Annotated in this window: 8 protein-coding genes; 6 read left to right on the top strand and 2 right to left on the bottom strand. The window is 44.7% G+C overall.

Annotated elements, in window-relative coordinates; all coding sequences use genetic code 11:
- Nucleotides 1-42 precede the first annotated feature (42 nt).
- The 6 genes from RB604_RS18380 to RB604_RS18355 all read left to right on the top strand — a co-directional run bounded on the left by RB604_RS18380 (nucleotide 43) and on the right by RB604_RS18355 (nucleotide 9,692).
- Nucleotides 43-1,332 (top strand): ABC transporter permease, encoded by a 1,290-nt coding sequence (locus RB604_RS18380; protein ID WP_005930372.1) that lies wholly within the window; start codon nucleotides 43-45, stop codon nucleotides 1,330-1,332.
- Between the two features lie 5 nt (nucleotides 1,333-1,337).
- Complete coding sequence (locus RB604_RS18375; RefSeq protein WP_005930374.1) at nucleotides 1,338-2,588, top strand: ABC transporter permease; 1,251 nt, start codon at nucleotides 1,338-1,340, stop codon at nucleotides 2,586-2,588.
- Nucleotides 2,589-2,678: 90 nt separating this feature from the next.
- Nucleotides 2,679-5,276 (top strand): sensor histidine kinase, encoded by a 2,598-nt coding sequence (locus RB604_RS18370; protein ID WP_182422694.1) that lies wholly within the window; start codon nucleotides 2,679-2,681, stop codon nucleotides 5,274-5,276.
- Between the two features lie 135 nt (nucleotides 5,277-5,411).
- Complete coding sequence (locus tag RB604_RS18365; RefSeq protein WP_007481737.1) at nucleotides 5,412-6,887, top strand: TolC family protein; 1,476 nt, start codon at nucleotides 5,412-5,414, stop codon at nucleotides 6,885-6,887.
- A 143-nt stretch (nucleotides 6,888-7,030) separates the two neighbouring features.
- On the top strand, nucleotides 7,031-8,380 hold the full coding sequence (locus tag RB604_RS18360; protein WP_007481739.1) for a sigma-54-dependent transcriptional regulator: 1,350 nt from the start codon (nucleotides 7,031-7,033) through the stop codon (nucleotides 8,378-8,380).
- 19 nt (nucleotides 8,381-8,399) lie between these two features.
- On the top strand, nucleotides 8,400-9,692 hold the full coding sequence (locus RB604_RS18355) for a sensor histidine kinase (RefSeq protein WP_005930380.1): 1,293 nt from the start codon (nucleotides 8,400-8,402) through the stop codon (nucleotides 9,690-9,692).
- A 46-nt stretch (nucleotides 9,693-9,738) separates the two neighbouring features.
- Here RB604_RS18355 and aspD read toward each other — a convergent pair whose 3' ends face one another.
- A complete protein-coding gene (gene aspD, locus RB604_RS18350; protein WP_005930382.1) occupies nucleotides 9,739-11,376 on the bottom strand; it encodes an aspartate 4-decarboxylase in 1,638 nt (545 codons plus the stop codon).
- 206 nt (nucleotides 11,377-11,582) lie between these two features.
- Nucleotides 11,583-13,277 carry an aspartate-alanine antiporter gene (aspT, locus tag RB604_RS18345; protein WP_005930384.1) on the bottom strand — a complete coding sequence of 565 codons (1,695 nt, stop codon included), beginning with the start codon at nucleotides 13,275-13,277 and terminating at the stop codon, nucleotides 11,583-11,585.
- Nucleotides 13,278-13,565 lie beyond the last annotated feature (288 nt).

Here is a 13,565-nt window from a genome sequence, read left to right as displayed (position 1 = left end):
TGTAATCGTAAATTATAAATCGTCAAATCGTAAATCCTCTCCATGTTCAGACAATATTTTAAACAGGCCTTTCATCTTCTGATGGAGAATAAGTTACTTTCTGCCATCAGTATTGCCGGTACGGCACTTGCTATTTCGGTAGTGATGGTGATTATCATTCTGCTGTATGCAAAAACGGCTAATTACGAGCCGGAAATGAATCGTGACCGTACGCTTTATGTGAAGTGGTCGAGTGTTTATGAAAAGGAGGATAAAGATGCACGTAATTACAGCCGCCTGTCTCTTTATGATATACAGCAAATTTTCTATCCTCTCACGACTGCAGAAGCCGTATCTGCCATCTGTGAATATGGGCGTATGCTCGCTGTGGTTCCGGGGGGAGGAGAAGAGATCAACTGTCAATTGCTTTATACCGATGCTGATTTCTGGAAGGTATTTGAGTTTGGATTTCTTGCCGGACAACCCTATGATGAGGTTGCTTTCAAGGCCGGGCTGAAACAGGCTGTGATATGCGAGAGTGTGGCTCGGCGTCTGTTTGGTGGGGTAGAGACGGCAGTAGGGCGTCATCTTGAACTTAACTTTGTAGAGTTTACGGTTTGCGGTGTGGTACGTGATGTCAGTAAGTTTGCCGAACAGAGTTATTCGGAAATATGGTTGCCTTATACCACTAATACGGATATCAGCCGTATTGATCTTTCCGGATGGACCAAAGGGCATACAGGCAGTTTCCAGTGTTTTATCCTGGCCCGTTCTTCGACCGGCTTTCCTGAGATTCTTGCGGAAGTGAATACGAACTTGGCAAAATTGAATGCAAATGATCAGGATATGCAACTGGATTTGCTGGGGCAACCCGATACATTTTTTATTCAGATGCTTCATAAATACGCCCATGGAGGTATTCCGGCAAAAGAGGTAGTCATTCACTATGTGATTATTATTATCGTTATTCTGCTTGTGCCGGCTATCAACCTGTCCGGGTTGACGCAGAGCCGCATGCGGAAACGCCTTTCAGAAATTGGAGTGCGTAAGGCTTTCGGTGCCAACCGTTCGGTCTTGTTGAAACAGGTACTTGCCGAGAATCTGTTGCTTACGCTGATCGGTGGTGTGGCAGGACTTCTGTTCTCTTATTTTGCTCTTTGGCTGTTATCGGATTGGCTGTTGGCATCTGCATTATCGGTTGGAGGTACGGCCGCCATGAACGCGTCCATGATAAGTCCGTGGATATTTTTTGCAGCCTTAGCTTTCTGCTTGGTTCTTAATCTGCTTTCTGCCGGTATTCCAGCGGTTCGTGTGGCTCGTACAACGATTGTCAATGCACTAAATGAAAGGTAATTAATATGTTCAGACACATTCTTACAATTATATGGAATAACCGTCGTCACAATGGATGGCTGATAGCCGGTTTGTTTGTGATGTCTACTTGTATGTGGTATGCGGTAGATTATGTTTACACGGTTACGGTCAATCAGACCCGTCCTTTAGGATTCGACTGGCACAATGTGTATGCCCTCAATATCGGGGTACTGACCCCTGAAAGCCATAAATTTTTATCGGACAAACTTCATACCAAGAATGCTACAGGTGATTTTTACACTTTCATGGATCGCTTGGAACATCATCCGGCTGTGGAGTCTGTTTGTTATACACGCATGCATAAACATTATGTATGGACGAATCAAGGTGCCTCTCTTATTTACGATACAATTACTTGCAACAGTTGGATGCGTACCGTCAGTTCCGGATATTTCCGGGTATTTCGGGTGAAAGGGGCGGATGGAAGTTCTCCGGAACAGTTGGCAGGCAGGGCCAATCTTACCGATATTATCATTACGGATAATTTGGCATGCCAGCTCTTTCCCGGACGTTCTGCTGTGGGTGAATGGGTAAAAAACACCTTGAATGGCGACAGTGTACGTATTGCTGCCGTATGCGAAAATCAAAAGTATAATGAATTTACCTCCCACCAACGGGCTACCTACATACCGTTGCATTTCACACAAAAGCGTCCTTTTTACTATCTGGAGGCTCCCTATTTGGGTGTGTACATTCGTGTGCATCCCGATTCCGACGGTGATGATTTTATTCGTAGATTCCGTAAAGACATGCGTGAACAGTTGATGATCGGCAACTTTTATCTTGAAGATATGCGCCCTATGACCGATTTCCGGAACGAGCAATTGAAAGAACCTCGTAATGATTTGTATACCTATCTATCAGTGGCGGTATTCTTTTTATTGAATGCTTTTCTGGCAGTGTTGGGCACTTTTTGGTTTCGAACGCAGCAACGTCGTTCCGAACTCGGATTACGTGTAGCTTTGGGCGGTTCAAGAGTCAGTCTGTGCAGGCTTCTTTGGGGAGAAGGGGTAGTATTGCTCACATTGGCATTCATTCCGGCAATAGTAGTGGCGGCAAACTTGGGATTGGCAGAAATTGTATCCGATTATCCGGTTGAATTCACCTTGTTCCGTTTTGTTGCCGGTATTTTTATCACTTATCTATTGTTGGTATTTACCGTTTTTCTGGCTGTTTGGATTCCCGCACGTCAGGCTATGAAGATACAACCGGCAGAAGCATTGCGTGAAGAGTAAAAAAATAAAATTATATATCTGCGTTGCTTTCAAGATAATAGCGTATATTTGCGTGCATATTGTGAAACAACGCAGTTATGTAACTTTATGATCCGACAACGTTATTATACTCTTCTGCTTCTTTTATTTACGGCATTTCTGGAGATAGCTGCTGCTGAACAGACCTATAATGTTCTTTTTATACAATCATATACGAATCAGACTCCTTGGCACAATGACCTGACCCGTGGATTGCGTGACGGTTTCAGCAGTGAGAAGGTGAAAGTTAAAATCACGACGGAGTATCTGGATGCCGATTATTGGGCTTATCGATCCGAGCAGGTCATCATGAAGCGTATCTGCGACCGGGCAAGGGAAAGGGGCACCGATCTGATCGTGACATCCAGTGATGAAGCTTTCTATACCTTGTTTAATTGTGGAGATTCGTTACCCCGTCAGATACCGGTTGTCTTTTATGGTATTAAATATCCGGATGATGCGTTGATCTCTACTTTGCCGAATGTTTGCGGTTTTACCTCTAACCCCGACTTTTTTCTTTTATTGGAACAGGCGCATAAGACATTTCCGGAACGGAAGGAAGTAATTTGTGTGAATGATAACAGCTTTCTGAGTCTTGCCGGAAAAGAAGACTTCATGAATGAGTGGCAACGTTTTGTGAAGCGTTATCCCGATTATAAATTGCAGACCTATAATGTGCAGACGGGTAGTACGAGCAGTATAATCTCTTCTGTTTGTTATCCGCGCAATAGTCATGGACGCATTGTAATTGTTCCGAAGTGGTCTCCTTTCATGGCGTTTATCGGTAAAAACTCAAAGGCTCCTTTTTTCTCCTGTCAAAGTATTTCCTTGACCAATGGCGTATTCTGTGCCTATGATGCCGATCCGTATACCTCTTCGCGTATGGCGGGTGTACGGGCTTCCAAAGTGCTACGGGGAGCTTCTCCGGAGGAGGCCGGGATATCTGAGACTCCGGTCGAGTTTTTTTATGATTATAAGCAACTTGAGTTTTTTAAGGTAGACAAAGACCGGGTGAAACCGGGCATTATACTCAACGAACCTTATCTGGAAAAGTATAAGTTCTTTTTTATACTGTTTTATGCTTCTATCTTAGGCCTATTGATTTTGTTGGTTATTTGGCTGTTCCGGGTTAACCGGCGGGAGGCGAGACGCAGGGTGCATGCACAGACTCGACTTTTGGTGCAGAGCCGTCTGGTTGCGCAGCGTGATGAGTTTGACAATATTTTCCATTCCATCCGTGAAGGTGTAATAACGTACGATGCGGACTATCGCATCCATTTTACCAATCTCTCTCTATTAAAGATGTTGCATCTTCCTACCGATGTCTCTGTCCGTCCTTATGAGGGGCTTCCGGCCGGTTCTATTTTTAAGATATATTCAAATGGAAAGGATATTCTGCGGGAGATGTTGAAGGAGGTGATTACGAAAGGGAAGAGTTGCCAGATTCCTCCCGACTCTTTTATGCAGGAAGTGCACAGTGGAATTTATTTTCCGGTTTCGGGAGAGATGGTGCCTTTACATGCGAATGGGGAGGTAACCGGAGTTGCTTTTTCCTGTCACAATGTATCCGATGAAGAGATGAAGAAGCGTTTCTTTGATTTGGCAATAGAAGAGAGTTCCATTTATCCGTGGCAGTTTGATATCCGTACGAATGTCTTTACATTTCCTTTGGGATTTCTTCAGCGTTTTGGCTTTGACGGTTCGGTTGTTACCATTTCGCGTGACGATATGGAAAAGACGGTTCATCCCGAAGAATTGGAACACATACAAAAACAGTTTGATTTAGCGTTGAAAGAGGGACGCAGTATCCGTATGAGTTTCCGCCAGCACAATGAAAACGGTGGATACGAATGGTGGGAATACAGAACTTCCGTGCTTGGAGGGTTGACGGCTGATACTCCATATAGTATTTTGGGAGTTTGCCAGAGTATCCAACGGTATAAAACAACCGAAGAGGAATTGACGATTGCCCGTGATAAGGCATTACAGGCCGATAAGCTGAAGTCGGCATTCTTGGCCAATATGAGCCATGAGATCCGTACTCCGTTGAATGCTATTGTCGGTTTTTCCGACTTGTTGAGCGATACCAGTGCTTTCACGGAAGAAGAGGTGGCACAGTTTATTGCTACCATTAATAAGAATTGCAGCCTGTTGCTGGCATTGATCAATGATATTCTCGATTTGTCGCGTATTGAATCCGGAACGATGGACTTCCAGCTTTCACGGCACAGTCTTCCTTTACTGTTGAAGAATGTACACGACTCCCAACAGTTGAATATGCCTCCCGGTGTGGAGTTGCTGCTGGATATTCCAGAAGGCAGTAAGAAATATATGGTGACGGATAACGTGCGTTTGCAACAGGTGGTAAATAATCTGATAAACAATGCTGCTAAATTTACGACGAGCGGTTCAATTACTTTCGGGTATACGGAGGACGAAGACGGATACACTTCCTTGTTTGTGGAGGACACCGGTAAAGGGATTTCCAAAGAGGGAGTAAGGCATATCTTTGAGCGTTTCTATAAAGTGGATAATTTTACCCAGGGAGCCGGATTGGGACTGAGTATCTGCCAGACGATCGTAGAACGCCTGCACGGAACGATCAGTGTCACGTCTGAAGAAGGGAAAGGTACCCGGTTTACAGTCCGATTGCCTGATATCAGCGAATAAACGGCAAACGACGTTCGCTTGCGCACAAAGTGTTCGTTTTCGAACAGTCGAAGAATGAATTAATGTGCCGAAAATAAGTGATTTATCTTTTTGGCATACCGTTTGGACTCTTTGCTCACAGAAAATAATACTTTTATGAGAAAGAAGAATATACTGCTTGTTTTAGCGGCTTTTGTGTGTCCATTGATTCTTGAAGCACAAGACGAACGGAAAATAACACTCGGTGAAGCGATTGCTTTGGCTCGTACGCAGTCTGTTGATGCAGCTGTGGCTTTGAATGAATTGAAAACATCGTATTGGGAATACCGTACATTTCGTGCTGATCTTTTGCCGGAAGTCAATCTGACGGGGACATTGCCCAATTATAACAAATCATACAACTCCTATCAAAATTCAGACGGGACGTATGGCTTTGTCCGTAATAACTATTTAGGGCTTAGCGGAGATTTGTCTATCGATCAGAATATCTGGTTCACGGGTGGAAAGTTATCCCTTACTACGTCATTAGACTACATTAAGCAGTTCGGCGGGGAGGGGAAAGAAAAGTTTATGTCTGTGCCGGTCAGCTTGGAACTGACGCAACCCATTTTTGGCGTGAATAAATTGAAATGGGATCGTCGTATCGAACCCGTACGTTATGAAGAGGCAAAGGCGGCTTTTATTTCTGCTACGGAAGATGTGACCCGGAAGACCATTACCTATTTTTTTCAGCTGTTACTGGCTAAAGAGGTATTGGCTACTGCCCGGCAGAACCAGTTGAATGCAGAACATCTTTATAAGGTGGCGGGAGCTAAGCGGGAGATGGGACAGATTTCTGAAAATGAGCTATTACAACTGAAACTTTCTGCTTTGAATGCGAAAGCTGCTGTAACGGAGGCTATGAGTGATCTCAATGCCAAGATGTTTCAGCTTCGTGCCTTCCTCGGAATGGGCGAGAATGAGAAATTGGAACCGGTATTGCCCGAATCGGTTCCGGATGTGCAAATAAAATATGATGTAGTACTAAATAAAGCATTGGAACGGAATTCTTTTGCACAGAATATTCGCCGTCGGCAACTGGAAGCAGATTATGCGGTAGCTACCGCACGCGGTAACCTGCGGAGTGTCGATCTTTTTGCAAGCGTCGGTTATACTGGCTTGGATAATGAGTTTGCCGGTGCTTACAATCATTTGCTCGATAATCAGATTGTACAGGTAGGAGTGAAAATCCCTCTTCTTGATTGGGGAAAGCGTCGTGGAAAAGTGCGTGTTGCCAAGAGTAACCGGGAAGTGGTTCTTTCGAAAATCCGTCAGGAACAGATGAATTTCAATCAGGATATTTTTCTGCTCGTGGAACATTTCAATAATCAGGCACAGCAATTGAGCATTGCCAAAGAGGCCGACTTGATAGCCCAGCAACGTTATAAAACGAGTATCGAAACCTTTCTGATCGGCAAAATCAATACGTTGGATCTAAACGATGCGCAAAACTCTAAAGATGAGGCGCGTCAGAAGCATATATCGGAACTTTATAATTATTGGTCTTATTTCTACCAGATTCGGAGCCTCACATTGTGGGATTTTGAAAGGGGGACGAAACTGGAAGTTGATTTTGAAGAAGTGATTAAATAATGTGCCAATATATCAATATGCCAATGTGCCAATTTCCATGCGGGATGCTATTCTTTTGATATAGCGCAGCACATTGGCACATTGGCATATTGGCATATTGAATAATTATTCTTATTTTTGCGCATATAAAACCACATACACATATGATACTAATCATTGATGATGACAGTGCTGTCCGTTCTTCTCTCAGTTTTATGCTGAAACGTGCCGGTTATTCGGCTTTGGCAGTTCCCGGTCCCCGTGAAGCGATGGATGTTGTTCGTTCTGAAACTCCGGATCTCATTCTGATGGACATGAATTTTACCCTTTCCACTACCGGAGAGGAAGGTCTGACGTTGCTTAAGCAAGTGAAAATATTCCGTCCCGATGTGCCTGTTATCTTGATGACGGCATGGGGAAGTATTCAATTGGCTGTGCAGGGTATGCAAGCCGGGGCATTTGATTTTATAACGAAGCCTTGGAATAATGCCGCTCTGCTGCAACGGATAGAGACGGCATTGGAATTGTCTGCTACGCCTGCCGAAATACCGCAGGAACAGAGTGATGCGCTGAATCGCAGTCATATTATAGGAAAGAGTCAGGGACTGACGGACGTTTTGAATACCATTGCCCGGATTGCCCGTACCAATGCTTCCGTGCTTATCACGGGAGAAAGCGGAACGGGTAAAGAACTGATAGCCGAAGCGATTCATATCAACAGTCAGCGTGCGAAGCAGCCATTTATAAAAGTGAACTTAGGCGGTATATCCCAGAGTCTTTTTGAGAGTGAAATGTTCGGTCATAAGAAAGGAGCTTTTACGGATGCGAGTGCCGACCGTATCGGACGTTTTGAAATGGCAAACAAGGGTACTATCTTCTTGGATGAAATTGGAGATCTGGACCCGTCGTGCCAAGTGAAACTGCTTCGTGTCTTGCAAGATCAGACATTTGAGGTGTTGGGAGATAGCCGTCCCCGAAAAACGGATATCCGTGTTGTTTCTGCAACGAATGCCGATCTACGTAAGATGGTAAGCGAACGTACTTTCCGTGAAGATTTGTTCTATCGTATTAATCTGATCACAGTAAAGCTACCGGCTTTGCGTGAGAGACGGGAAGATATTCCTTTATTGGCCCGCCATTTTGCCGATCGTCAGGCCGAAGTAAACGGATTGCCCCGCACAGAATTCTCTGCCGATGCACTTCAGTTTCTTACCCGCTTGCCTTTTCCGGGAAATATCCGTGAACTGAAAAATTTAGTGGAACGTACGATTCTGGTTAGTGGCAAACCGATACTCGATGCCTCGGATTTTGATGCCCAATATCTTCGACAAGATGAACCGAAAGCTGCTGCGGGCAGTGCGTTTGCCGGTATGACGCTGGATGAAATTGAACGTCAGACTATATTGCAGGCGTTGGAACGTTATAAAGGAAATCTCAGTCAGGTAGCTATGGCATTGGGCATCAGCCGTGCGGCGCTCTATCGGAGGTTGGAAAAATATGGAATTAGTTATTAGCCACTAACCCACTAATCACGTGCGTCTTAAAGGATACTTTTTTATACTTACCTTCTTTCTGATCATTCTTGGTGGAGTGATACTCTACTTTGGTGGCTGGATTTATCGGCCTTTATTATATGGATCGGAAATATTGATTGCTTTCCTGCTGATTTATCTTATTCTGTTTTATAGAAAGATAATAAAGCCGTTGGATACCATTGGTAGTGGTATGGAATTGCTGCGCGAACAGGATTTTAGTAGCCGGCTGAGCCTTGTGGGGCAATATGAAGCCGACCGGGTGGTAAATGTCTTCAATCGGATGATGGAACAGTTGAAAAACGAACGTCTCCGTCTGCGTGAACAGAATCATTTTCTGGACCTGTTGATAAACGCTTCTCCGATGGGGGTAATCATTACCAGTCTTGATGATGATGTGTCTCAGTTGAATCCGATGGCTGTAAAAATGCTGGGTGTCCGTTATGAAGAGGCGCAGGGGCAGAAACTTTCTTCCATAGATTCTCCGTTGGCTGCGGAACTGGCTGCTATTGCCCAAGGAGAGACCGTGACCGTTCGATTGAATGACTCGAATATTTATAAATGTACACATTCGTCATTTATAGACCGGGGTTTTCATCATCCGTTCTTTCTTATCGAAAGCCTGACGGATGAAGTGATGAAAGCAGAGAAGAAAGCCTATGAGAAAGTGATTCGTATGATCGCACATGAAGTGAACAATACAACGGCCGGTATCACCTCTACGCTCGATACGGTGGGGCAGGCTCTTTCCGAATCGGAAGGGATGGAAGATATTTGTGAGGTCATGCAGGTGTGTACGGAGCGTTGTTTCTCCATGAGTCGTTTTATTACCCGCTTTGCCGATGTAGTGAAAATCCCGGAACCCAATTTGGCTCCTGTCAATCTTAATGATCTGGTATTTTCTTGTAAACGATTTATGGAAGGAATGTGTACGGATCGGAACATTGCTATTACATTGGATATCGATGAGGAATTGGGAGATGTCAACTTGGATATTGCTTTGTTTGAGCAAGTATTGGTAAATATCATCAAAAATGCAGCCGAGAGCATCGGAAAGGATGGAAAAATACAAATACGTACCTCTTCTCCGGCAAGCATTGAAATAGTGGACAACGGTGAAGGAATAACAAAAGAGACTGAAGCTAAACTCTTCAGTCCCTTCTTTTCAACCAAACCGAACGGGCAGGGAATCGGTCTGGTGTTTATCCGTGAGGTATTGATGCGTCACGGATGTTCGTTTTCGCTTCGCACTTATGCCGATGGGCTGACACGGTTTAGAATAATATTTAATTAGTGATAAGTGAGTAGTATCGTTTATCACTTATCACTACTCACCAACTCTACTTCTCTTTCCATTCTTTTGCATATTCGTCCAATATGCGTTTGATGCCTTGGCCTATTTTTACATAGTCGGCTTCGTTCAAGTTGGCAAGAGAAACGCGGACGCTCCACTTGGGACCGGCAAAGCCACCGCCATTTAACAATACGAGTGATGTTTCGTTGGCGAGACGGAATACTACGTCTAATGGGTTGTAGCTCTTTTCCAAATATGTAACAAATTCATCGCCATAGAATTTTCGGGCCCATACCAGCATATCTATTTCGGAGTAATAACCGGCGCGTAACGGGTCTTCTACCAATGAGAAACCGGTGTTGTCCCACAAAGCATTCAGACGGCGACGGATGATATTCTGCATCTTTGTTTTATAATAATCTCCTTTGTCTAATAGGGAGAAAGAAGCGAACAGGCTCATTTGCATTTGCTGTGGTAGTGATAATCCTGCTGTATGGTTTAGCGCTACCTGACGGCTGTCGGCTACCATACGGTCGATGAATTTCATTTTTTCCGGATGTAAATCGAGGCTGGAATAACGCTTGGATAATATGGCTTTCTGCTCTTCGGGCAGGCGGGCAATCATCTTGTCATAGATATTGTCCTCATGGAGGGCAGTGACGGCAAGTCTCCATCCGGTTGCTCCGAAATATTTGGAGAAAGAATATACGCACAGTGTATTATGCGGTAACTCTGCCATAAGTGAACGGAAGTGTGGTATGAATGTGGCATACACATCATCCGTAATGATCATCAAGTTCGGATTATCATTTTTTACGATATTGACGATACGCGCGGTTGTTTCCGCACTTAATGCATAGCTGGGCGGATTGCTCGGATTGGTGATAAAGAGCGCTTTAATCTCCGGATTTTTTAGCTTATCGATGTCTTCGTCCTGGTATTGCCAGGTATGGAGTCCGTCGGCTGTCATTTTATCGGCAGAAATCTCTGTGACATTAAACTGATAACGGCGGAGCTGCGGTATTTCTATGTAAGGGGTGAATACGGGTACGAGCAAAGCGATGTTGTCTCCTTGGTTCAGCAGGAAATTTTCCTGTAAGGAATCAAAGATATAACACATGGCGGCTGTACCTCCTTCGGTGGCGAAAAGATCGAATGTGCCTTTTGGAGGACGCCGGTCACATAATTCTTGGCCTAAATAATCCTGTATGAGGAGTTCGGTGAAATGCAGGATACGATCCGGCACAGGATATTGGTCACCGATGACGGCTTCCGCCCATTCATGAACGAGCGTATCCGGATCGGCAGCATGTTCCATCAGTAAATAGTTATAACTGTCTTTTAATAATTTTACTCCCGGTTCTTTACTGTTGTCTTTTAAAAATGCTTCGAAACGCGCGGCAATGCCTTCTTTTTGTGGGATTCCGGCAATGCCTTCGGGTAAAGATTGTACACGTGTACATTCGCTAAGTCCGAATTTTCCTAAAAGAAAAAAGGCTTCTCGGGGTTCCGTGGCTATCCAGTTCGGATTACCACGTCCGGCATTGAGCATGGTATGAGCCATTTTTTTTACGCTCTCGTCTGCCATGTCGATAAGGCGGTTCTTTAATTCAAATGGACTGATAGATTCCATCTTTTTGGCAAAACTTTTAGTGATGCCTGTGGTATTTGATTTCTTTTCCATAATTAAGTTTGGTTTATTTAGCCTCTCCCCGGCCCTCTCCGTGGGAGAGGGAGGACAGATACTATGGTTTATAATTTGATTGCACATCTAACTTTACTTTCCAGCCTCTTGGGTGATCGTGTGTGATGTATGGTTTATAATTTGATTTCACATCTAACTTTACTCCCTCTCCCACGGAGAGGGTTGGGGAGAGGCCACCCCCTCCCTTACATCATCAGCACGATAAATACCCCCCAGATAATCAGTAACGTATTACCTACTGCATAGGTCACCGTATACCCCAGAGCAGGGGTTTCACTTTCGACAGCATCCTGTATGGCTCCCAATGCGGCGGTAGTCGTTCTTGCTCCTGCGGTACACCCGAGGGTCAGTGCCGGGTGAAATTTAAATAAGTATCTTCCCATTAACAGGCCACTGATCAATGGGATGGTAGTAGCTGCTGCTCCGACAAGGAAGAGGCTTGCACCTACTTCTTGAAAGCCGGTGACGAAACTTGGACCGGCGGCAATACCCACCACGGCAATGAACATGTTCAATCCGACGTTGTTCAGTACCCATAAGGAAGGTTCGGGGATACCGCCGAAAGTCGGGTGTTTACTGCGTAGCCATCCGAAGAGGAGACCGGCAATCAGTGCGCCGCCACTTGTTGATAAACTTATCGGGATACCACCCAAATGAATAGATAGCGCGCCGACCAATCCACCGACGAGAATACCGAGCCCAACGAATATCATATCCGTTTGATTGGTAGGACGATCGATGTATCCCATTTGTTTGGCAGCAGTTTCCACTTCATGCTTCATGCCGGTCAGCTCGAGCATATCCCCGGAATCTACCACGGTCTGTGCCAGTACAGGAACATGGATACCTGCACGCTTGATGCTGCGGATACTGACACCATGCATGAATTTTTGCGAACGGATGGCTGATACGGTTTCTCCGGCAAAAGTTTTTCGTGTCACCATTACGGGGAGTGTTTCGGCAGGAAAGTCGAGTAGCTGTGCATCTATTACCTCCGGTCCGAGCCAGTCTTCTTCACCAATCACAAATTCACGGCGGCCACTGAGTACCACTTCATCGTTTTCTTTCAGGATAAGATTGGGTGTTACTTCTTTTACGACCCCTCTTTGGCGGATGCGTTCTACGAAAAGGCGTTTCCCTTGTTCATTCAGGTAACTTTCAAGATCGGTAACGCGTTTTCCTTTTCCAAACCATTTATTGGTTATTTTGTAGGCGCGGAATACGACGGGTCGCAAGGCGGGGGCAAATCCCGGTTCATCGGCTTCCGAGCTCCCCATTTGAGCTTCCAGTTCCCGGCAGTCGGCTTTTACTTTTTCCAGCCCACCTAAAAATTTCGGACCGAGTGATGCCAGTATCCAAGCGGAGCCGGCTGTACCGAAAATATAGGTTACGGCATATGCCACGGGAATTGCATTGATGAAAGTGGCTTTTTGCGCATCGCTGATACTGAGTCCGTTGATTGTATCTTCGGCCACTCCGATAACGGCGGAAATCGTTTGTGAACCGGCTAATAGTCCGGCTGCCTCCCCTACGTGGTAACCCATTATTTTTGCCAATGCCCAAGCGGAAACAAGGCTGACGATACACATCAGTACGGCAAACCCCACTTGGGGCAAACCGTCTTTTTTCAGTCCGCGAAAGAACTGCGGTCCTACTTTGTAGCCCACGGCGAAAAGAAAGAGCAGAAAGAATACTGCTTTCATCGGGCCGTCTACTGTAATATCTAATTGTCCTACCAACACGCCTACCAGCAGGACGCTTGTTACGGTACCGAGTGAGAACTTTCCTATTTTCAACCGGCCTATCCAGAATCCTGCAAAAAGTGTTAGAAAAATGGCTAACTCAGGATGTACCCTCAGTTGATTTATAATCCATTCCATAATTAAGTTGTTTTAGGTTTATATATTCGGTTCGTTTAATACTTAGTACAACAGTATTTCGTGAAAAGTGTTTCGTTAAACCTTCATTTCATCATGTTAAACTTTCTGTTTGATAGCGTACCTGTATGTATCGATCTGTTTATGTATTGATGTGTTAATTTATAAAAAAAAGGTAACAGGCAGAGTTTGTTTAATAATTGATATAGAATGATATATCTGAGATTGGTAAATTCGGACTACATAGGTTATAAGTACTCTTTAAGGGGATAATATGTCAAATAGAACAAT

This window comes from Bacteroides salyersiae, from assembly GCF_031172035.1.
In the GTDB taxonomy this organism is placed as follows: Bacteria; Bacteroidota; Bacteroidia; order Bacteroidales; family Bacteroidaceae; genus Bacteroides; species Bacteroides salyersiae.
Note: the sequence above shows the minus strand (reverse complement) of the source record. Positions and strands in the feature narration are given on the sequence as shown.